We start from the raw sequence: 22,359 nt of genomic DNA, 5'->3' as shown, positions 1-22,359 counted from the left end.
CTGGCCAGGCATCCCTGGCCGAATCCCTCGTTGCTTAAAGCAAGAAACAGCGACAGGCTAAGAAACAGCAACCTCTTTAGCGACTTGGCCCAAGAGATCATGTAAGGTTTCTCCCTCAATGACTTCTTTTTCTAAGAGTTTTTCAGAGATGGTTTCGAGTAAATCACGGTTACGCTTCAAAATCTCTAGGGCCTGTTGGTGAGCCATTTCCACAATATCTTTAACTTCGCGATCGATGGCTTGGGCCGTTTCTTCACTAATGGAGCGACCATTGGCCCCTTCCCCCAAAAACATGGCCCGTTGTTCTTCAAAGGCAAGGGGGCCGAGTACCTTACTCATGCCATAACTGCGTACCATTCGCTCTGCCAGATCCGTAGCCCGTTGCAGGTCATTGGATGCCCCCGTCGTGATACTGCCAAAGATGATTTCCTCCGCAGATCGCCCGCCCAGAAGGGTGGCAATTTGGCCCCGCAGTTCTGCTTCATCCAGCAGGAACCGATCCTCGGTGGGAAGCTGCAACGTATACCCCAGGGCCGCCATCCCCCGGGGGATAATCGAGATTTTTTCAACCCGGCCACCCCCAGGCATCACATAGCCGACAATGGCATGGCCCACTTCATGGTAGGCAACAATCTTTTTCTCTTTATCGTTGAGAACCCGGCTTTTTTTCTCCAAACCTGCCACAACTCGCTCGATCGCCTCGGCAAAATCTTCCTGGGCCACCAACTGCCGCTGATTTCGGGCCGCCAACAGGGCCGCTTCATTCACTAAGTTTGCCAGGTCGGCCCCTGCAAAGCCAGGGGTACGGGTGGCGATCGCCTTTAAGTCCACACTGGGGTCTAACTTCACATTCTGGGCATGGATTTTCAAAATGGCTTCCCGCCCACTCAAATCCGGGCGATCTACTAACACTTGGCGATCGAAACGACCGGGCCGCAACAGGGCCGGATCCAAACTTTCGGGACGGTTCGTTGCCGCTAAGACAATAACCGTTGCTCCGGCATCTCCAAACCCATCCATCTCCGTCAACAGTTGATTGAGGGTCTGTTCCCGCTCATCATTACCACCATAGAATCCACCGGTGGCACGGGATTTCCCAATGGCATCCAGTTCATCAATGAAGATGATACAGGGGGCTTGTTTTTTCGCCTGCTCAAAGAGATCCCGAACCCGGGCCGACCCCACTCCCACAAATAGCTCCACAAACTCTGACCCAGAGATAGAGAAGAAGGATACCCCTGCTTCCCCCGCCACGGCCTTTGCCAAGAGGGTTTTACCCGTTCCAGGGGGGCCCACCAATAGCACACCCTTGGGAATCCGCGCCCCAATTTGGTTATAGCGTTGGGGATTTTTCAGGAAATCTACAATTTCCACCAGTTCGGTTTTCGCTTCCTCAACCCCAGCCACATCTTCAAAGGTAATCCGCTGGGCATCGCCTTCCACGTAAACCTTGGCTTTACTCTTACTAATGGAGAGGGCCCCCTGGGGACCACCGCCACCGCCACCACGGTTGGCAAAAAACTGAAAAACTAACACAAAAATAATCGGTGGAATTACCCAACCTAAGATATTAAAAAACCAGCGATTGCCTGGGGGAGGAGCCGCCGCAAATTCAACCCCTTTTGCCTCTAAAAGTTTAGGGAGTTCCAAGTCAAAAATTGGTGTGGTTGCTAGAATTTGTCCAGGGTTTTTCTCATCGCCCTTGAGTTGGTAGCGAATTTGATTTTGACCCACATAGGCACTGGTGACATCCCCCTCTTGCACCTGATGAATGAACATACTATAGGGAACCTGGGCTGGCCCCTGACTAAATATCTGGGGAAAAAGAAGATTAATGCTTAAAAAAACTAATCCCGCTAACAGCAAAATATTGCCAATCAGTCGGGATCGGGGGGGTTGGGGAGAGTTCTTAACAGCCATATTTACTATCCATATCAAAATAAGCAGAAACTTCGCAAAAGTTATGTGTTCGTTGATGTGTATCCGTTATCGTATGCCAATCATTGGCCTTAGGAATCGCCGTGGGTATGATGAGCAACTCTTTACAATGTATAGTAATTGCTGCCATCGGGGTGGCTTGAGTCGTTGGGTTAACAGCCCTTGTCAAATGGAACTTTTTCGTTTAGGTTTGTTTAGATTTTTATGAATGATCGGTCACGTCTACGCTTTAGCCTATTGTTACTCTGCCTTTTGGGCTTGAGTAGTTGTGATGGCAGTACGGCCCTAGAGCAGCTATTTGCCCCAGATGTCAATACTGATCAGTGGAGTCAAACAGAGCCGGGTAGCCAGGAACTACCGATGGATCTACGCTATCCCCAAGCAAGTTTGATGGATTCCACGCCCCTAGCGGCAGAGCCAACTCCACGGATCCAAAGTCGTTGGCAGGTGGCCGCTCCCTCCCAACCCATTGTTCAGTTTTATATTCAGCAGTTTCAACGCGCTGGCTGGGAATTGTTAGATCAACAGCAGCAGGGACAGCAGGTGATCCTGGTGGGTCAGGGGCCAAGTTTAGGGGTGAGGGTGGTCATTCCCACCACAAATAATCAACAAACGGAATTTGTGGTGGAGTATGGCCCGATCGCCCAAGCCTTAGCCCCTGAAGAAGAGGGGGACGATGAAAACCAACTCGCCGATTTACCCCCCCAAGAGTTCCCGGATATAAACAATGTGCCCATGGCTCTGCGCCCCGCCGTAGAAGATCTAGCCCGGTTGGGGGTGTTAACAACGGCGGAATCTAAGGATGAACTCCAGCCCAATGAAGCCATGGATCGCAGTACGTTTGTTCGCTGGCTCGTTACCACCCATAATCGTTTCTATGGCGATCGCCCCTCCCAGCAAATTCGCCTAGCCACCGAGAATGATGCTCCCCTGTTCCAAGATGTACCCAAGACTCATCCAGATTTTGCCTACATTCAAGGGTTAGCCATGGCGGGTTTTTTACCCAGTTCCCTAACCGGAGAGCAAACCAATCTCTTCCGTCCCGATGCACCCCTAACCCGGGAAACCCTTTTACAGTGGAAGGTTCCTTTGGATATGCAAAAAAATCTCACCACAACCAGTATTGATCGCATTGAACAAACCTGGGGGTTTAAGGATAGCAATCGCATTAATCCCAATGCCCTCAGTGCTGTAGCTGCTGACTATGGGAATGGAGACCTCTCTAATATTCGCCGTTTATTTGGCCAAACCCTGATTCTCCAACCTCAAAAAACCGTGACTCGCGCCGAAGCGGCCGCCGCCCTATGGTTCCTGGGCAATCCCAGTGAAGGTCTCTCCGCCCAAGACGTTGCCCGCCACCGTGACCCCTCGTAACCCGTCCCAATCTCCTCTATGGCTTCAGTTGCTTGGGGTGGGGCTTTTGCCCATTTTGCCCCAGGTTCTCGTCAGTGCCTTTAATATTTGGTACAACATTACCCATATTTATCCCCTATTAACCGCAGCCCAATTAGCGGCTTTTTTAGAGTCGGTAAAATGGTTTAATTTGACTGTTTATCCCATTGGAATTGCCGCCTGGGTCTATATCCTTTCGAGTATTTTTTTAGTCTGCCGTCAATTACGCCAAGTCACCCTAGATGCCGATGGCACTGTTCGCCGCTTTTGTATATTACCCACGCTTCAAGCACGCCCTCGATTCCATGGAAAACTGATTCAAGCACGCCGGCGATCGATTAACTTACCCTGGTGGTCCATTTTGATCATTGGCAGTGGAAATCTTTTGGGATTGCCGATTTTTATTCTGACTCTTTTACTCCATCCTGATCCCCTGAATCCCCAGGTTCTCATTGATTTACCCATTTCCCTTTTAATTGGCACGCTCATGAGTGTGAGCCAAGTCTTTTTACTGGTGGAACTTCTTTCCGAGCGGGTTTTATATCCGATTTTATTTGAGAATAGTCAACCTGCCGAACAAACTGGCATTATCCATTTATCCTTGCTGTGGCGGGGGATATTGCTGTTGATTTCTAATGGTCTTTGCCCCATTTTAGCTCTACTACTACTCAGTATTTCTCCCTACCGTTCCCAACAGGATGCCTTGTTTGCCATGGGGGTAGCGGCCGTGAGTGTGATTTTCGGTTTAAGTAGTGCCTGGATTGTCAGTATTTTAGTCCGCGAACCCGTAGAAGCCCTTAAAACAGCAGCGATCGCCACGGCAGCAGGTCACTTCAATCAACAGATTCGCCTATTACGGGCCGATGAGTTTGGCCCCTTGATCAATGAATTTAATCACATGCTGAGGGAACTCCAGGAAAAACAACTGATTGAAGAAACCTTTGGTCGTCATGTAGGGCGACAGGCGGCCTTAGAAATTTTGCAACGGGATGCGGGGGTCGGTGGCATTGAACAGGAAGTTACGGTGATGTTTGCCGATCTGCGCAACTTTACCCAACGGTGTGTGGACATTTCTCCCCAAACTGCCATTCATCTCCTTAATCTTTTTTTAACCGCCATGGTGACCATTGTCGAGGACGAACATCAGGGCATGGTAAATAAATTCCTTGGGGATGGCTTTATGGCAATTTTTGGTGTCGGTTATCCCGCCAATCATGGTCTCATGGCCATCCAGGCCGGTGTAAAAATGCTCCACGCCCTAGAGGATATTAACGCAACCCTCGCCCAAGATCAGCACCTACCCCTAAAAATGGGTATTGGTATTCATACCGGCCCGGCAGTGGTGGGGAGTATTGGTTCGCCCCAGCGATTGGAGTACACTGCCATTGGCGATACCGTTAATCTGGCTTCGCGGGTGGAATCCTTAACCAAAACCGTTGGAGTTCCCCTTTTATTTACGGATGCCACCGCCCAAACCCTACCCCAGGATTATGCCAAGCGATCCCTGCCTCCCCAGAATGTCAAAGGTCAACCGGAGGCGATCGCCATTTTTAGTTTGCCAGAATTAGGGTAGGCGGAATTAGAGTAGAAGATTGAGGAACTTTTATCTTTATGCACTGGATGGGAACGTAGTGAAGCCCTAGTAGTGTGCTAGAATCAGACTCTAGCTGTGGGCCTGTAGCTTAGTGGATTAGAGCGGCTGACTACGGATCAGCAGGTCGGGGGTTCGAGTCCCTCCAGGCCCGTACAAAAGACATCTAAGATAGTCCAATAATATCCTTAAACCATGGCTGTGAGCGTATTACAGCATTTTTATTGTTCAAGCCAATTTTGATTAATCTAGGATAAGCTGGGAGTACCTGATGGGACTAGTCAGGGTATCTTTAGCAATACCTAATTATTGTCCACCCACAATTGATAATGACCAGACGTTGGCATAACGCACGCAACGTGGACGCAGTAACCTATGAATGAACCCATTACAGCCAGTGAAGCTAAACAGATCATGGACTTACTGCAATCCATGGATAAGAAGCTAGATATTCACATTGTTAAGACTGAAGAGCAATTTAATACGATTCGGGCTGAGTTCAAGGCTGAAGTCAATTCTGTACAGCAGCAAATTAAAAGCCTTGATGGGAAAGTGGATTCTTTACCCTCTGAACTGCGGGATGACATCAATGAGCTTCGGACTCAGCAACGCTCTACGGATACCAGGTTATGGACCTTCATTGTGGGCCTGGTGACTTTAGTAGGCGGCGGCGTGATTAAGGTTCTCTGGTTTGACCGTGCCTGAAAAAATCCTCAGGCTGCCAGACCTAGGTAGATTCAATCAAAGAAAATCCAAGGCGATCGCCCCATATCTGAGATGGAGCAAACTAGAGCCTCTAAAGCCAAGAAGTCGCAAGTCTCGCTTGAGATGGCTGGCTATATTTCCCTATTGACTCAGCAATGCCTCCACGAATTCATAGCTAGAAAAGGGTCGCAAATCACTAATCCCTTCTCCGGCTCCAATAAAGCGAATCGGTAATCCTAGTTCTTGAACTACGGCCAGGGCAACTCCCCCCTTAGCCGTGCCATCTAATTTAGTAATAATGACACCGGTAAGTTGGGCGGCTTCGGCAAAGACTTGGGCCTGTCGCAATCCATTTTGTCCGAGGGTGGCATCTAACACTAACAGAGATTCGATCGCCGCGTTGGGGGCTTTTTTATCAATAATACGACGGATTTTTTTCAACTCTTCCATCAGGTTCTTTTTGTTCTGTAGCCGACCGGCGGTATCCACTAACAATAACTCAGCATCACGGGCTTGGGCAGCAATAATCGCATCAAAGACGACCGCCGCCGGATCTGTATTTTTACCGGGATTGGCAATCACTTCCACCTGCGATCGCTCGGCCCAGATTTTAACTTGTTCGGCCGCAGCAGCCCGGAATGTATCGGCAGCAGCCACTAAACAGCGATAGCCAGACTGGGTGGATACATGGGCAATTTTACCAATGGTTGTCGTTTTGCCAACGCCATTAACACCGGTCATTAACCAAACATTAAGTTCCTGTTTTTTGGGCGCAAAATTAGGGCTATAGCCATTCTTAAAAGGAGCATCTAAAATCCCCAGGAGAATCTCCTTCAAGTAGGCGATCGCCGCATCTGGCGGCAGGGTTTCCTGACGAATTTTGGCCTGGAGAGCCTCAATAATATAATCCGTTGCCTTCACCCCCACATCCGACTGTAACAGCAGCATTTCAATCTCTTCAACCGCTTCATTACTGAGGGGCCCCTGACCGACGATCGCCTTGAGTTGATTGACTAAGCCCCGGCGCGTTTTCCCTAGACCTTGGCGAAGTCGTTGCAGCCAGTTAATTTCCTCGATATCCACCTCTTCGGGCCGGCGGCCCTGGGCAGCGAGAACTTCCGCAGACCAAAGAAACCCTTCATCCAGTTCAAGGGCAGATTCATCGCCGGATTGGATGGAAGCCTCTAGAGCTTGGGGTGGCGGCGGGGCAGGCTCCGATAAGACCTCCGGTTCAGTTGGAACAGCTTCAGGTAAAGGCTCTAGGGTGGATGGTTCTACGGATTGTGGTGGTAGCTCTATAGGAGCTTCGTCCGTTGGCAAAACCGCTGGTTGGCTTGGGGGATTGACGACTGGTTCTAGGGCCGCTGGGGTCATTGATGGCGAGTCAGCCTTACTTCCTGGGGGAGAGGTTGGGGACTCAAAGCCGCTAAAGGGTTGGGGTTCCGGCAGAGGGGAAGCAGTAGGTTCGGTACGTTCTGGGGAAGGGGTCTCGGCGGAGTCCGTAGGAAGGGTATCAGTTTGACGGGACTGGATACTTTGGTAGGCAGTACGGGCCCAGGCTAAAATGTCACGTTTGGGTGGGTTAGGTTCCGTTGATTCAGGGACAGGTTCTGCATCGTCAGGGACATCCCCATCGGCAATATCTTCTTGACTTGAGCTAGGAGATTCAACCTCAGAAGTTATTATTTCTGGAGTTGGAGATGTTTGTTCTTCGTCCTCGGACGTATCTTTACCAAATTTGCGACGAAACCAATTAAAAACCATTAATGCTCCAATCCCAACTATTGCATTTAATTATTCTCCCTGGTTTCAGGATACCCCGTTACCCAAGCGAGGGCCCAAATGGCCATGGGACGCAAGTACATACAGGCGCGAAAGGTGTCTTCGGCGGTAATGGCCTCTGGTGTGCGAAATTGCAATCCATTTTCGTAGATCTGAGCTACTACGGTTTCCGTGATTCGCCAGGCCTCGGACGTTAAACCCATCTGCCAGTAAAAGGCTGCTAAGCCAAAATTAATCCCGATCCAGACTTCGAGGGGGTGGGTGGCATCGGGTTTTTCCGGGCGGCTATCGGGCAACAGACCATTGGCAACCCCCAAGGTTCCGCCATGAAATCCCAAAAAGCACACCTGATAAATCGTGTTTAAGGCGGTTAAGGTACAGTCCTCAGGCACGACATCGGGCAAACCCAGGAGACGGGCATAAAATTGACCACAGAGTTGATCTGCCATCACCACTGGGGAGCCGCTTTCACTGTCAAGGCGATAATACTGACCATTCCAAAGGGTGTTGTGGTACAGGGGTCGGGCTTGATTTAGCCAGGTTTCATAGGTTGCCTTTTCGGGGATGTTTTCACCGGCCGCCTCTAAAATTTGGGCGATCGCCACCGCTGCCTCTAGGGCCGCAATCCACAGGCCACCACAGTAGGCACTCATGCCCTTGAGTTGCCAATCATCATAGGTTTGGTCTGGGGCCCCACTATTTTCGGGCAAGCCATCCCCATCGGTATCAAAGGTTTTCAGGTAGGCGATCGCCGGCACAATGGCCGGCCAACAATCTCGTAAAAACCCTAGATCGGTTTCTCCCGTAAATAGAAAATCTCGATACACCAGCAGAACAAAATCCGAGGCTAGATCTTTCCAGAGATTACAATCCTGATAGGCGGTATAGTTGGTTTCTTCCCAGGGATGTTCATTGGGGGCGCCAAGATCGTGGGGAACTGCATTCTCTAGTTTGCGGGGGGCGCGATGGGCGGTCTCTGGATCACCGCGATAAAAATAGCCAATAATCCGTAGATGGGGATCCTGTTTAGGAATCGCCCGGGCAAAGGCCCGCATCACCGCTTTTTCCAGTTCGGGCCAGAGCATTACTAGGGCAAAGGAACCATAGAGTCGCACATCTAGGCTTTCATACCAGCGGTAGTCCAGGCATTCTAGAACTGCAAACTGCCCAAAGGGATCGGCTTCCGTGGCACTGGTCCATAAACTGCCGCCACTGGTGAGGTCGTAGAGTTCATTGCATAGGGCCATTTTGAACCAGTCTGGCCAATCACGACGTTCTAGGATGGGCCGTTGCCAATCCCGAATCTGATCCTGCCACTCCTGATAATGGGTTAATCCATCCTGGGCGATCGCCAGGGCATTGTTACCGGAGCGATTGAAAAAGTCCGTATAGCGGCGATCGTAATGGATGCCTTCGGCAAACTCCGTCACCGGAAAATCCCAGGCTAAACTAAAGGGAATCTCTTGGCTTTCACCGGGTTGTAAGGTGATCCGTACCGCTAAGGCCGCCGCCACTTGCTCCCCTGGTTCGGCAGGTTTTGGGTTCTCACTATTTTTCAGGGAACCATCGGCGCCAAAGGTCTGCCAAATCTCTGCCCCGTCCCCGTGGGGATTCCAGCGGCCATGATAGAAAAATTCTGCCTGGGATACTCTGGGGATTAGAACGGCCCATTCCCCTTCTCCTTCGGCCACCTGTCCCGATATTTGTCGCGGCCCTTTTAAGACCCAACCCAGGGTTCTATCCGTCTGTATCACCTGATTAAAATTACCCTGACTCTCCCCCCAGCGAGGCTGATAGTCATAGACGGGGCTACCATCATCACGGATCTGTACCTGGGGGGATTTATTGGCATTGGTAAACCAACCCACCAGATTTTGCCACGTCAGCATAATGCTTAGGGTTAGGGGGTGCTCCGTGGGATTCCTCAGTTTCCAGACAAAAAGAGCAACCGGATAGCTGGTTTCTTGGTAGTTGTGGGGCAAAATGGGCGAAAACTGCTCACAGGTTATTTCCGCCTGGAATACCCCACTGTACTCAAACCAACTGCGGGGATAGAGGGCCCCATAGATCCCTTGTCCTTTGGGGTACCATTGCCAAGCGGTTAAATGCTCCTCAGGTGGGGTTCCGAGGGCATAGGCCTGGTTGCCCTGCGCCGAGGCTTCAAAAATACTAAACTGACAGGCGGGAATGGTTTGAAAGCAATGCTCGCCGCCATCAATGTGCCAGAGATTAAAATCCCCTGCGGGCGATCGCCCCAAACAGCCGGCCCCAAAGCCCCCCAAGGGCATTCCGTGCCAAGGGCCGTCATCTAAATTACTAGCATAGCGAACGAGATAGGGCTGTTCCCATCCGGTGGCAATGGGGCGTTTCCAGGCACAGTTCGGAATTGTCACGAAATCAGACCATTCAAGGGGTTAGATATTTGCCTAGGCTCCTTCAATCACCCGATCAATCAAGCCATAGTCCTTGGCATCCTGGGCCGACATGAAATAATCCCGATCCATGTCCCGCTCAATTTTGGCTAGGGGCTGTCCCGTGTGATGCACATAGAGGTCATTAAGTTGTTTTCGCACGCGAATAATTTCCTTTGCCTCAATTTGAATATCCGTGGCTTGCCCCCGAGTACCACCCGAGGGTTGGTGAATCATAATCCGGGAGTGGGGCAGTGATAACCGCTTCCCCTTTGTTCCGGCCGCTAAAAGAAATGATCCCATGGAGGCCGCCAAGCCCACGCAGATCGTGACCACATCCGATTTGATATGCTGCATCGTGTCATAAATGGCCATACCCGCCGTGACTGAACCACCGGGGGAATTAATGTAGAGCATAATATCCTTGCCGGGATCGTCGGAGTCGAGGTAAAGCATCACCGCAACGATCTGATTGGCAATTTCATCATCCACTTCCCGCCCTAGAAAAATAATCCGTTCGCGGTAGAGTCGATTATAAATGTCAATCCACTGGGTATAAGGTTCCCCAGGCATACGGTAAGGAACTTTAGGGACACCGATGGGCATAGGTTCTTTCCTTGATGAACTATTCTCAAAGTAGCAAAAATTTGGACAGCAGCGTACTCGCTTAAGATTTACCAACGTTTACTAAAGTTTACTGCCACACTCTGGGCAAAACCGATGGGTTGAAACGGTCTTGGCTCCACAATGGGAGCAATAGATGAGTTCGGCCGCTTTTTCGAGGGTGTGCCGCTCCGGTAGGCCAATCATTTGGGCGTTACTCTTCCCTGGAGCCACCATGGGATAGCAGTTTTCATCGCGAATGACGTGGGCATCCATGAGGACGGGGCCATCGTAAGCGAGCATTTCCGCAACGGCCTCTTTAAGATCATGGCGATCGCGCAGGATCATGCCCTTCACCCCAAAGGCTTCGGCAAGTTTGACAAAATCCGGCATCCCTGGGGCCATACTGGAGTGGGAATAGCGTTCCTGGTAAAAGGCCTGCTGCCACTGCCGTACCATCCCCTGCCAGAAGTTATTAATGATCACGGTTTTAACGGCAATTCCATACTGGGCCAGGGTGGCTAGTTCCTGTAGGTTCATCTGGAAGCTGGCATCCCCACTGACGCAAATCACCTGTTGATCTGGCAGAGCCACCTTGACCCCCATAGCCGCCGGCATTCCATAGCCCATTGTCCCCAAGCCCGCACTGGAAATCCAACGGCGGGGAGCATTTCTCAAAAATTGAGCGGCCCACATTTGATGCTGGCCCACGTCCGTTGTGAAGTAGGCATCCGGTGCTTGCAGTCCCAACTCATAGATGACTTCCTGGGGCGAAAGCTGGCCCTCAGGCTGGGGAACGACAAGGGGATAATCCTGCTTCCAGGCACTAATTTGATGAATCCAAGCCTGGGTTGTTATGGCTACCCCTGGACCACGTTGGATCAGGGTGAGTAAATTTTGCAGGGTTGGCTTGACACTGCCAACAATGGGCACCTCTGGAGTGCGATTTTTACCGACTTCCGCCGGATCAATATCAATGTGAATGACCTTGGCCCGGGAGGCAAATTCATCCAGTTTTCCGGTGACGCGATCGTCAAAACGGGCCCCCACCGCAATGAGGAGATCACATTCACTCACCGCAAAGTTGGCATAGGCGGTTCCATGCATTCCCAACATTCCCAGGGATAGGTCATGGTTTTCCGGGAAGGCTCCTTTCCCCATCAGGGTGGTTGTCACCGGAATTTGAAAGGTTTCTGCCAATGCCAAAATTTCATCATGGGCGGCATCGGTAATGGCACCACCTCCCACATAAAGAAGAGGCCGTTCTGACTCCTGAATGAGTTTAAGGGCCTGGGCAATCTGGCGGGAATTTCCCCGTACCGTTGGCCGATAGCCCGGTAATTTAACCGAACCCGGTTCCACCGGCTCATAGGTACATTCCTGAAGTCCCACATCCTTGGGGATATCTACTAAAACGGGGCCAGGGCGGCCCGTACTGGCAATAAAAAAGGCTTCGGCGATGATGCGGGCCATATCTTCCGGTTGGCGCACCACATAGGAATGCTTGACAATGGGTAGGGTAATGCCAAAAATATCCGTTTCCTGGAAGGCATCCGTACCAATGGCGGCCCGCCCAACTTGGCCCGTAATTACCACCATGGGAATGGAATCCATGTGGGCCGTGGCAATGCCCGTCACTAGATTGGTTGCCCCAGGGCCAGAGGTGGCAAAACAGACCCCCACCTGCCCCGTAGCGCGGGCATAGCCATCGGCGGCATGGGATGCACCCTGTTCATGGCGAACCAGAATATGCTTGATTTCGCCCCGTTCTTCCGCCCGATACACTTCATCATAAATCGGCAGAATGGCCCCGCCGGGATAGCCAAAAATGTGCTTAACGCCGTGACGGCAAAGGCTATTGATGAGAATGTAGGCTCCAGTCGCTCGCACGGATCAACCTCTTGGGTCATAGATAGTGTTTCTAAATTGTAATTTTCCATACCATATCTGTCGAGATTTATGTTAGGGCAACCGGATTGTGTAACAGATTATTAAGTTGACCGGCGTTGAACCCAATGGGCATTGAACCCAATGGGGGTGTGGCTCGTCTGAAGACTCAGAATGTGATTGGAACGATACCCTTTATGGGCCTGTCTCTACCCTTAACCCTAATGTCACCAATGGCGGTTCCTTCTAATAAGACGGTGGCTAATGTCAAGACGGTGACTGATCCAGATTGGCCAGCCATTCAACAGTGTTTGGCAGGTCATCCCCAAGGTTTTCGGCAGTTGTACCAGCGGCATCACCAACGGGTGCGATCGCTGCTGTTTCAACTCTGTGGCGCGGTGGCGTTGGATGACTTGGTACAGGATGTCTTTGTGCGGGCCTGGAAGGGTCTGCCCAAGCTCAAGCATGAGGCCAAGTTTTCCACCTGGCTTTACCGCATTACCTGGAATGTGGCCTGTGATTACCGCCGTCAACAGGCAAGCCAGCGATCGCGGCAGGAAAAAATGGCTTACGAAAGTGAGACCTTAGCTCCTGGCCCGGACTTGAAGCAATTGCACTACCAGGATCTGGTGCAGCGAGGGTTAGCCGAGTTGCATTTGGATCATCGCAGTGTTCTAGTGATGCACGATCTCCAAGGTCTTGCCCAAAAGGATATTGCCGAGATTCTCCGTATTCCGGTGGGTACGGTTAAGTCGCGCCTATTCCGGGCCCGGGGTTATCTACGCACGTTTTTTGAAGCCGCGGGAGTCACCCTATGAGCGATCGCCCTAGCTATAGAGAAGCAGATACCGCCGGATTGCAAGCCTTCTTGCGTCAACATTCGGGTTCCCCGCCCCCGCCGCACCCAGACCTTGAGGGACGGGTTATGGAGGCTGTGGCTGCCCATCCCCATCGCCGTTATCGTAATCCTACTACAGCCGTGATTGTAGGATTCATTGGCCTAGCGGGTATGGCAGGGGCCCTTTCCCTAGGGTGGTTCTCTCCACGGGACGCACAGTTAGCCCAAGAAGAAATGGAACAATTAGAGCAATTCATTGTGTCTAATTGGGATGAAATGTTCCAAGAGCCTGAGTTCCAGGGGTTTCTTGAAGAAACTAGCCTAGGGTACCAAGACGTTGGTTACTACGACTAAGACTTCTAAGACTCCGATTTAGATTGCCCTCACACCCTTGATTGACGAGCCTACGTGCGATGTTGGCGCAGTTTGATTTGACTAAATTTGTTTTGGCTAATGGGTTAACCTCACTATTCACTCGCTAACTTGTCCGCTATTTGATTGATTTGTGCTGATTTTGCACCGATGTGTTTGAACGTAAATTTTATTAGGAGACTTTCTAATGATTAAGCAATCCTTAGCTTTAGTGGCTATTTTAGGAACCCTGGCCCCCACAGTTATGGTTGCCACCCCTAGCTTTGCCCAGTCCGAGGGTCAGCCTAGTCGTGGCCGCTGGGGCGATCGCCAGCCGGGTGAGGGCCTGAGCAATTTGAATCTCACACCTGAGCAAACCCAGCAAATGCAAGCGGTACGACAACAGTACCAAGGTCAAATGGAGCAAACCCACAACCAACTGCAAACCGCCCGTAATCAAATGAAGGAACTCATGAACAGCGGTGCCAGCGAAAGCCAAATCCAGGCAAAGTTTCGGGAGGTTCAAGAATTACAAAACCGGATGGCCAATTTGCGTTTTGAGAGCATGATGGCGGTGCGATCCATTCTCACCCCAGAACAACGCCAGCAGTTGACCACCCAAATGCAGCAACGGCGGCAGCAACGCCAAAATGCCCCTGGGGCCTCGCGGCAGCCTCGGAGTAACTAGAGATCACCCTCAATTTTGCTTTTCTAGGTACTTGGCAATGGTTTCCACATCCTTATCACCCCGGCCTGAGCAGTTAATGACAATGCGCGGACTCCCTTCCAGTTGAGGGCAGAGGGTGTCCAGGTAGGCCAGGGCATGGGAGGTTTCTAGGGCCGGTAAAATGCCCTCTAGTTCCGCTAGGCGTTGACAGGCGGCGATCGCCTCGCTGTCGGTCACACTGTAGTACTCCGCCCGGCCCAAATCCTTGAGAAAACTATGCTCGGGCCCCACCCCTGGATAATCTAACCCGGCACTAATGGAATGGGCTTCTAGTACCTGTCCTTCAGCATCCTGGAGTAGGTAGCTCATGGCACCGTGTAATACCCCCACTTCCCCGTGGGTGAGGGTGGCAGCATGGCGAGGGGTATGGATTCCTTCACCGGCGGCTTCAACTCCAATCAGGCGCACGCTAGGTTCTTGAACAAATTCATGGAAGAGGCCCATGGCATTGGAGCCACCTCCGACACAGGCAAGGAGAATATCTGGCAAACCACCCCATTTGCTCTGGCATTGCTGCCGAGTTTCTTCACCAATAACCGCATGGAATTCCCGCACAATCATCGGGTATGGATGGGGGCCCGCCACTGACCCTAAAATGTAGTGGGTGGTTTCCACGTTTGTGACCCAATCCCGAATGGCTTCTGAGGTGGCATCTTTCAGGGTTCCAGTTCCAGCTGTAACGGCGGAAACTTCCGCTCCCAATAGGCGCATACGAAAGACATTCAACCGTTGCCGCTCCATGTCATGAATGCCCATGTAGATGACACATTTAAGGCCAAATCGAGCGCAGACCGTGGCCGTTGCTACCCCATGTTGACCAGCCCCGGTTTCGGCAATGATCCGTTGTTTGCCCATGCGTTTGGCCAGGAGAACTTGACCGAGGGCATTGTTAATCTTGTGAGCCCCGGTGTGATTGAGGTCTTCCCGTTTAAGGTAAATCTGGGGGCCACTACCATCGGCTTTGCGATAGTGTGCCGTTAATCGCTCTGCAAAATAGAGGGGACTGGGCCGGCCCACGTAGTCATGAAGGAGCTGCTGAAGTTCTGTTTGAAATTCGTCTTGGTGTTGGTATTGGTGAAAGGCAGCTTCTAACTCACTCAGGGCAGGCATGAGGGTTTCGGGGACGTACTTACCGCCAAATTGGCCAAAACGCCCCAAGGGATCCGGTCGCTGATGGGCAGAGAGTTGGTCGGAGGACGAAGGGGTTGGGGCAACAGTCACGGGCAGGAATGTCCTTTTTCTAAGTTTCTATAAGGTTCTACGCCTATTTTGACATTTTTCCCTTAGTCTTTATCTTTGCAGCACCTTTGCAGACTTGACCGTTGCTAGCGATCGCCCTTTTGGGGTGGATCTAGCTAAGGTTTAATCATTGTAGAGATTAATTCCAGAGATTATGTATGCCTACCCAGGGGAATCCCATCGCCACATCCGCCTATATCCATATTCCCTTTTGTCGGCGACGTTGTTTCTACTGTGATTTTCCGATCTCCGTCCTGGGCGATCGCGTCCGTGGAGAGGAGTCCGCCATGATTAGGGAATACCTAGGGTATTTACACCAGGAAATTTGCCGTAGCCCCTGCCAAGCCAGTCCCCTAACCACGATCTTTTTTGGCGGCGGCACCCCATCCCTTCTTTCCCCAGCACAGGTGGCGGCAATTTTAGATTTACTTCAAAAGTGTATGGGCATTGACCCCCAGGCGGAAATTTCCCTAGAGGTGGATCCGGGCACCTTTTCGCGATCGCAATTAAGGGGCTACGCCCAGGCCGGTGTGAATCGACTCAGTTTGGGGGTACAGGCCTTTCAGGATCCGTTGCTCCAGGTTTGTGGGCGATCGCACCAACGATCGGATATTGATAAAGCGGCGGCGGATATTCATGAAGCGGGTTTTGAGAACTGGAGCCTAGATCTAATTTCTGGCTTACCGGGCCAAACCCTAGACCATTGGCAAGAGTCCCTCAACCAGGCGATCGCCCTGGAACCCCGTCATATTTCTGCCTACGATTTAGTGGTGGAGCCGGTCACGGTCTTTGGCAAACGCTATCAACCAGATGTGCCCCCCTTACCCAGCCATGATCTGGCCAGTGCCATGTATCAAATGGCCCATGACACCCTTACCTCGGCGGGTTTTGACCATTACGAAATTTCTAACTATGGTCAGCCCGGCTACCACTGTCGCCACAATCAGGTGTATTGGCGCAATCAACCCTACTACGGTTTTGGTATGGGAGCTACAAGCTATCTGGGCCAGCGTCGCCTCAGCCGTCCCCGCACTCGACAGGCCTACTACGCATGGGTAGACCACCTCCCGCAGAACTTGGAGGAATGCCCTGTTGATTCCCAGAGCGATCGCTGGCTAGAAACCCTGATGCTGGGACTCCGCCTCGCCGAAGGCCTATCCCTAGATGCCCTTAGGCAAGAGTTTCCTGCCCCTTGGATCAACCAATTAATTAAAGCAGCCCAACCCCATATCACCGCCGGACATCTTTACTTCGAGGGCGATCGCCTTGCCCTAAGGGTGACCGAGGGGTTTTTGGTCTCCAACTCGATCATTTTGAGCCTGTGGAATTCCCAGGCCTAGCTCCCCCTCTGGAGCAATAAAATAATTCGAGAAAAATATATTTATACTATTGACATTAAGAATCAACTGATCAATTCTTGTATAGGCACTATCACATTTATATTGCACTAAAACTTATCCCTGGGGTTCTCTATGTACCTCAGTGGGTTTGATATTTGGGCAATGGGATGAGCTAGAAAAACAATCTTTATTCATTGCAAGTCATCAAATGATCCTGCATTAGGATAGGGGTTGCGATCGCCCAAAAAAGAAGGTTTTCCCTGGTGGAGTCGGCGTTTTTAATGCCTTCCAAAAGGAGTGTAAACCTTTTTGATTTAAGAGGAGTGAAAGGAGACAGACATGACATCGCGGTTTTTTGGCAAGCTGCTATTGGCCTCACCTTTATTTTTTGTGCTAAATAGCCTGATAACTCAGCCAGCTCGGGCTGTAGATCATTCTCAAAATTCTTTTTGGATTACTGAAACTGAACTTCAAGGATCTATTGATAGTCAAGAGCAGCTATCCCTGCTGGAGCCATCATCCCTGCGGTTAGCCCAACGCCAGACCAATCGAGCCACCCCCACCCCATCGGTTGCCGAACTGGAAGGCGGCCCAGTGGTGAATCCGGCCCCAGCCCAGCCCCATCGCCAAAATCAAGGTTTAGGGGTGCGGCGGCAGATGCCCCAAGTCACCTCGGTGAATCAACTCTCCGATGTACGACCCACGGACTGGGCCTATCAAGCCCTAGCCTCCTTGGTAGAAAAGTATGGCTGTATTGCCGGCTATCCCGATGGCACCTTCCGGGGGAATCGGGCCGCTACCCGCTATGAATTAGCCGCCGCCCTAAATGCCTGTTTAGACGTGATCAGCGATCGCTTTGCCACCAAAGAAGACTTGGCCGCCCTCCGGAAGTTGATGGAAGAATTTGCCGCTGAACTGGCATTAGTGCAAGGTCGGGTCACCAACCTAGAAGGCCGGGTGAGCAACCTAGAGGCGACTCAATTTGCCACCATTACCCGTCTGCGGGGAACAGCGATCTTTAATGTTTCCGATATTTTAGCCGGTGGCATCGCCCCTCCAGCGGTTCCCGGCTCCTTGGCTTCTACCCTCAATTACCCCATCAACGACAACACCGTTTTCAGCTATCGCACCCGCCTCAACATTGAAACCAGCTTCTATGGCAAAGACACGATGCGGATTCGACTCCAAGCTGCGAATATGCCCGCATATCAAGCAGTGACCGGCACAAATATGGTGCGTTTGGGGAATGCCACAAATACCGGCGGTGCCTTTGCTTTAGGTGACTTCTGGTATCGCTTCCCCATTGGCGATCGCCTGCGGGTTGCCTTTAACTTTAATGCTGGGGCACTTGATAAAAATGTGTTTCTCTATAATCCCTTAATTGAGTCTGGGGATACGGGTGCCATCTCTCGCTTTGGTCGCTACAACCCTATTTTCCGGATGCCTGGAGGAAATGCAGCCGGGGTGAGCTTGCGCTATACTGCCCTACAGAATAAAGACGCTGGCACGGGTATTGATTTGAATGTCAGCTATATGGCTCCCAACCCAGCTAGCCCTAATACCGTTAGCCCTACGGCGGGGGGCTTTGGTGCTTTCAACTCTGGCTTGTTTGGTGGAGCCTACGCGGCCCTGGCCCAAGTGGATGTTCGCCCAGTTAAAAATTTCGCCTTTGGTCTCACCTATATTCGCTCCTTTGGTGTTGACCCCACCGGCGGAACCGGCAGTAGTTTTGCGGCGGCGGCCTATCCCAACAGTGGCTACCCAGCCATTGGTGTCCTGAATCCAGCACCCAATACGCCGATCACTGGCAATGGTTTAGCCAATAACCCCACAGGGAATGGTGGCGGGGTGAATAACATTGCCGCCGATAACTTTGGCTTCCAGTTTACCTACCGGGTCATGCCCAAGCTTACCCTCTCTGGTTGGACAGGCTATACCAATGCACGGGCAGTTCAAGGTCAAGCCAACGGCCGGAGTGCTGAGGTATTGAACTGGGCACTAACGGCTGCTGCCCCAGATCTATGGAATAAAGGGGATGTTTTGGGCTTAGTTTTTGGTCAGCCCCCCCAAATGATTAGTAGCCAGGTGAATGGCGCCCCCCCCAGTACCTTTGATACCTACCATATTGAAGGGTTCTATCGGTTCCGTTTCACCCCCAATATTGCTGTCACCCCAGGGATTATCACGGTTATTAATCCCAACAGCAATGCCAGCAACAGTCCTATTATTCTGGGGGTAGTCCGCACGACCTTTAGCTTCTAGTCCATATAGTCCAAGGAGAGCCTAGGGGCCAAACCCAGTCTGGCCTCTAGCCTCCATCCAGACTCCTCAAATCTTAATTCTCCCTTAATCTAACCACAACCTTGATTCCAGAGGCGGATGGTAGCATTAGCTACGAGCAGGTATAGACAGCCTATCTTTGGCTATGCTATAAAAATTTCTAGCAGATAGTCTTAGGGACTAAAGCTGCTAGGGAGTTAGACACTTCTTTGCATAAGGTGTTCCTTTGGGGTGCTTTATCTCTATAGAGTGATCTATCGCTCATGGGTCTGGACATTTCTTAAGCCTAATATTTATTTAGGTGGGAACCAGTGCCACGGTTGATGAGGAGTGAAGGGAGAATTAATTTTATGTCTCGTGTTTTGTGGAAGTTACTCTTGGCTTCTCCAGTCCTGGTGACTGGCCTAGGAGTCATGAACGGAGCGGCCATCGCGGCTGAGTCCTCTCAAGAATTACTAAATATTGATGTGGCAGAGTTGCAGCCCACCCCTGGGTCTGAATCCTTATTGACACTGCCAACCCAATCGACAGAGTTTATTGCCCAGAATCGTCGTAATAATCAAGCACCTACCCCATCGGTTGCCGAGTTAGAAGGCGGCCCAGTGGTGAATCCGGCCCCAGCCCAGCCCCATCGGCAAGATCAAGGGTTAGGGGTGCGGCGGCAGATGCCCCAAGTCACCTCGGTGAATCAACTCTCCGATGTGCGCCCCACGGACTGGGCCTACCAAGCCCTAGCCTCCTTGGTGGAAAAATATGGTTGTATTGCCGGTTATCCCGATGGCACCTTCCGGGGGAATCGGGCTGCTACTCGCTATGAATTAGCCGCCGCCCTGAATGCCTGCTTAGACGTGATCAGCGATCGCTTTGCCACTAAAGAAGATTTGGCTGCCCTGCGGAAGCTGATGGAAGAGTTTGCAGTGGAATTGGCTTTAGTGCAAGGTCGGGTCACCAACCTAGAGGGACGGGTAAGCAATCTAGAAGCGACTCAGTTTGCCACCATTACCAAACTAAGCGGTTCGGTGATCTTTAATGTATCGGGTGTTTTTCCTGGCAGCGGGATTGCTGACCCCACTGTTAACGTAGGGGGATCGAATGCAAACATCAACAACAATCCAGTGTTTTCTCATCGGACACGTTTGATTCTCGATACCAGCTTTTACGGGCGGGATCAACTGCGAATTCGCTTGCAGTCCGGTAATATCCAGGGCTACAATGCCGTTACTGGTACTAATATGGGTCGGTTAGCCTATGAGGCTAATACGGGCAATGGATTTGTACTGAACAAGCTCTACTATCGCTTTCCCATTACTAAGGATGGTCGGGGTCGCTTAATTGTTGATGCCCAGGGCGGTGACTTCACTGATAACGTGCAAACCTTTAACCCGCTCCTCAGTTCCGGGGATAATGGTGCCCTCTCTCGGTTTGGTCGCTACAACCCCATTTTTCGTAATCCTGGTGCTGGGGCTGGGGTAACATTCCGGTATACCTTACTGGACAACAAAGATCGGGGTACGGGCTTAGACTTTAACTTGGGTTATCTTGCTCCCGGAGCCAATAGTCCAAATACGGTTACGAATACGGGTGGTGGATTTACTGCCTTTAACTCTGGTTTATTTGGGGGAGCCTATGCTGCTCTGGCACAGGTGGATGTGCGACCGGTGCGAAATCTTGCCTTTGGTTTGACCTATATTCGTTCCTTTGGCACCGATGTGACGGGTGGAACAGGCAGTAGCTGGACTGGTGCGGCCTATCCCAATAGTGGTTATGGTCCTATTGTTGCTTCTAACGCGGGCTTGTCCAACAATCCCACCGGCGGAACCAATGGCGTTGCCAATAATTCGGCGGATAGCTTTGGCTTCCAGTTTTCCTACCGAGTGATGCCCAAATTTGGGGTTTCCGGTTGGGCTGGCTATTCCAATGTGACGGCTCAGCAAGGCCCATTCAATGGTCGGAATGCCCAAATTATGAACTGGGCGTTGACAGCCGCCGCACCAGATCTGTGGAATCGGGGTGATGTTTTAGGTCTGATCTTTGGGCAACCACCGCAAATGATTAGTAGTCCAGTGAATGGCGGCCCTCGCAGTACCTTTGATAGCTACCACATTGAAGGGTTCTATCGCTTCCGCTTTACCCCCAATATTGCTGTAACTCCAGGGATTATTACAATCATTAATCCCAACAGCAATACCAGTAACAGTCCCCTTGTATTAGGGGTTGTGCGGACGACCTTTACGTTCTAATACGTTCTGAGTCATCTTAGATCAACAAAAGAAAAGGGGCCTCTAGGGGCCTCTTTTTTTGCCTATAGGGGTTCCACCTCTGCACCCCGTCTTAAACAGGCTTAAACTAAGTGACGATAGCTATAAAGCAAGCAGTGATAAGTTTTTATCTGCATAAAATAATTTAATAATAAAAAACTCCTGACGCAACAAATTCTCAACTTGCAATGTCGAACAGTTTCCAAGTCGAAGCCAAATGACTTTTGGTGGATTCCCCCATACTAAGCTCAGATCGTGCATATCAGCATCTTTAGAGACAATCATCAAATCGTTGTCTTTTGCATAATCCCAAACTATTGGGTCGGGTGTTGCTTCCATTCCCACATCTCGAACGTGAAGCGAGTTTGGAAAAAGATCGCTCAAACGGTTCGGCAATTTAGGCGATAAGTTTTCATCAAACAGTAATTTCATGGGGATAGTGGAACAGTCATAAACCGACGCTCACGGTCAGCAGCATAGGCAATACAGGCTTTTAAGTCTTCTCGTGTCAGATCGGGAAAATCATCGAGAATTTCTGCTTCGGTCATCTCGGAAGCTAGGTACTCAAGCACTTCATAAACTGTAATTCGCAAACCACGTACACAAGGTTTACCGCCGCGTTTATTGGGTTCGATCGTGATGTAGTTTCTGTAGTTCATATAGCTGTCGCCTGTTTCTTTAGGACATTGGGGATAAGGGGAGTGTGTTGGCTCTCGCCCCCAGTCAGGGTCAGCATGAGCGTCGGGAGTATGTCACGTTGTTAGCTTGCTGGAAGTTATTCACTTTTGCTTGCCGATACTTGATGAGCCTTATGTACCTCAGCATAAATTCTCAACGCTATAGACATCTGTTGTTCAGCACTCTCTCCTTGTGCCTGAAACCAAGTCAGTGTATCAAGATCAACTAAAACCGATACTGTTATTGGTGACTGAGGCATTCGCAATTGTGCATTGGCAAAAAATTCCTCCGAAAGGGGTGGAATATCAGAGGTGTCAATGTCTTCATCGCTCATCGCAT

The 22,359-nt window shown here is 51.0% G+C and carries 18 protein-coding genes and 1 tRNA gene; 10 read left to right on the top strand and 9 right to left on the bottom strand.

Annotated features, from left to right (window positions below; genetic code table 11):
* Positions 1–57 precede the first annotated feature (57 nt).
* Positions 58–1,920 (bottom strand): ATP-dependent zinc metalloprotease FtsH4, encoded by a 1,863-nt coding sequence (ftsH4, locus tag L3556_RS10705; protein WP_277867263.1) that lies wholly within the window; start codon positions 1,918–1,920, stop codon positions 58–60.
* 222 nt (positions 1,921–2,142) lie between these two features.
* On the opposite strand from ftsH4, the gene L3556_RS10700 reads away from it, so the two are divergent.
* The 4 genes from L3556_RS10700 to L3556_RS10685 all read left to right on the top strand — a co-directional run bounded on the left by L3556_RS10700 (position 2,143) and on the right by L3556_RS10685 (position 5,626).
* Entirely contained in the window at positions 2,143–3,312 is a 1,170-nt protein-coding gene (locus tag L3556_RS10700) for an S-layer homology domain-containing protein (RefSeq protein ID WP_277867262.1), read from the top strand.
* Positions 3,263–4,903: an adenylate/guanylate cyclase domain-containing protein gene (locus L3556_RS10695; RefSeq protein ID WP_277867261.1), complete on the top strand. Its 1,641-nt coding sequence runs from the start codon at positions 3,263–3,265 to the stop codon at positions 4,901–4,903. The genes L3556_RS10700 and L3556_RS10695 overlap by 50 nt, the downstream gene beginning before the upstream one ends.
* Positions 4,904–5,001: 98 nt before the next feature.
* Positions 5,002–5,075 (top strand) — tRNA-Arg (locus L3556_RS10690).
* A gap of 221 nt (positions 5,076–5,296) precedes the next feature.
* Positions 5,297–5,626 (top strand): hemagglutinin, encoded by a 330-nt coding sequence (locus tag L3556_RS10685; RefSeq protein ID WP_277867260.1) that lies wholly within the window; start codon positions 5,297–5,299, stop codon positions 5,624–5,626.
* A gap of 141 nt (positions 5,627–5,767) precedes the next feature.
* Here L3556_RS10685 and ftsY read toward each other — a convergent pair whose 3' ends face one another.
* The 4 genes from ftsY to ilvB form a co-directional block, all read right to left on the bottom strand.
* On the bottom strand, positions 5,768–7,390 hold the full coding sequence (gene ftsY, locus L3556_RS10680; protein ID WP_277867259.1) for a signal recognition particle-docking protein FtsY: 1,623 nt from the start codon (positions 7,388–7,390) through the stop codon (positions 5,768–5,770).
* Positions 7,391–7,416: 26 nt separating this feature from the next.
* Positions 7,417–9,801 (bottom strand): GH116 family glycosyl hydrolase, encoded by a 2,385-nt coding sequence (locus L3556_RS10675; RefSeq protein WP_277867258.1) that lies wholly within the window; start codon positions 9,799–9,801, stop codon positions 7,417–7,419.
* 33 nt (positions 9,802–9,834) lie between these two features.
* On the bottom strand, positions 9,835–10,425 hold the full coding sequence (locus L3556_RS10670; protein ID WP_277867257.1) for an ATP-dependent Clp protease proteolytic subunit: 591 nt from the start codon (positions 10,423–10,425) through the stop codon (positions 9,835–9,837).
* Positions 10,426–10,506: 81 nt separating this feature from the next.
* On the bottom strand, positions 10,507–12,312 hold the full coding sequence (gene ilvB, locus L3556_RS10665) for a biosynthetic-type acetolactate synthase large subunit (RefSeq protein WP_277867256.1): 1,806 nt from the start codon (positions 12,310–12,312) through the stop codon (positions 10,507–10,509).
* A gap of 125 nt (positions 12,313–12,437) precedes the next feature.
* On the opposite strand from ilvB, the gene L3556_RS10660 reads away from it, so the two are divergent.
* The 3 genes from L3556_RS10660 (at position 12,438) to L3556_RS10650 (ending at position 14,186) form a co-directional block, all read left to right on the top strand.
* Positions 12,438–13,127, top strand: a complete 690-nt coding sequence (locus L3556_RS10660) for a sigma-70 family RNA polymerase sigma factor (RefSeq protein ID WP_277867255.1) — start codon at positions 12,438–12,440, stop codon at positions 13,125–13,127.
* Entirely contained in the window at positions 13,124–13,501 is a 378-nt protein-coding gene (locus L3556_RS10655; RefSeq protein WP_277867254.1) for a hypothetical protein, read from the top strand. Before L3556_RS10660 ends, L3556_RS10655 begins: the two co-directional genes overlap by 4 nt.
* A gap of 205 nt (positions 13,502–13,706) precedes the next feature.
* Positions 13,707–14,186: a Spy/CpxP family protein refolding chaperone gene (locus L3556_RS10650; RefSeq protein WP_277867253.1), complete on the top strand. Its 480-nt coding sequence runs from the start codon at positions 13,707–13,709 to the stop codon at positions 14,184–14,186.
* Between the two features lie 9 nt (positions 14,187–14,195).
* Here L3556_RS10650 and trpB read toward each other — a convergent pair whose 3' ends face one another.
* Positions 14,196–15,446 (bottom strand): tryptophan synthase subunit beta, encoded by a 1,251-nt coding sequence (gene trpB / locus L3556_RS10645; protein WP_277867252.1) that lies wholly within the window; start codon positions 15,444–15,446, stop codon positions 14,196–14,198.
* A 176-nt stretch (positions 15,447–15,622) separates the two neighbouring features.
* Between trpB and hemW the strand changes: the two genes are divergently transcribed.
* The 3 genes from hemW (at position 15,623) to L3556_RS10630 (ending at position 21,324) form a co-directional block, all read left to right on the top strand.
* Positions 15,623–16,804 carry a radical SAM family heme chaperone HemW gene (hemW, locus tag L3556_RS10640; protein ID WP_277867251.1) on the top strand — a complete coding sequence of 394 codons (1,182 nt, stop codon included), beginning with the start codon at positions 15,623–15,625 and terminating at the stop codon, positions 16,802–16,804.
* Between the two features lie 339 nt (positions 16,805–17,143).
* Entirely contained in the window at positions 17,144–19,066 is a 1,923-nt protein-coding gene (locus tag L3556_RS10635) for an iron uptake porin (RefSeq protein ID WP_277867250.1), read from the top strand.
* Between the two features lie 368 nt (positions 19,067–19,434).
* The gene (locus L3556_RS10630) at positions 19,435–21,324 is read left to right on the top strand and encodes an iron uptake porin (protein ID WP_277867249.1); all 1,890 of its coding nucleotides are present in this window, start codon (positions 19,435–19,437) and stop codon (positions 21,322–21,324) included.
* A gap of 120 nt (positions 21,325–21,444) precedes the next feature.
* Here L3556_RS10630 and L3556_RS10625 read toward each other — a convergent pair whose 3' ends face one another.
* From L3556_RS10625 to L3556_RS10615, 3 genes are all read right to left on the bottom strand, one after another.
* Positions 21,445–21,774 carry a DUF5615 family PIN-like protein gene (locus L3556_RS10625; RefSeq protein ID WP_277867248.1) on the bottom strand — a complete coding sequence of 110 codons (330 nt, stop codon included), beginning with the start codon at positions 21,772–21,774 and terminating at the stop codon, positions 21,445–21,447.
* On the bottom strand, positions 21,771–22,001 hold the full coding sequence (locus L3556_RS10620) for a DUF433 domain-containing protein (protein WP_277867247.1): 231 nt from the start codon (positions 21,999–22,001) through the stop codon (positions 21,771–21,773). Before L3556_RS10620 ends, L3556_RS10625 begins: the two co-directional genes overlap by 4 nt.
* 116 nt (positions 22,002–22,117) lie before the next feature.
* Positions 22,118–22,354, bottom strand: a complete 237-nt coding sequence (locus tag L3556_RS10615) for a hypothetical protein (RefSeq protein WP_277867246.1) — start codon at positions 22,352–22,354, stop codon at positions 22,118–22,120.
* Between the last annotated feature and the right edge of the window lie 5 nt (positions 22,355–22,359).

The sequence above is a fragment of the Candidatus Synechococcus calcipolaris G9 genome (assembly GCF_029582805.1).
GTDB lineage: Bacteria > Cyanobacteriota > Cyanobacteriia > Thermosynechococcales > Thermosynechococcaceae > Synechococcus_F > Synechococcus_F calcipolaris.
The sequence above is the reverse complement of the archived record's forward strand: the minus strand, read 5'-3'. Positions and strand labels throughout refer to the sequence as shown.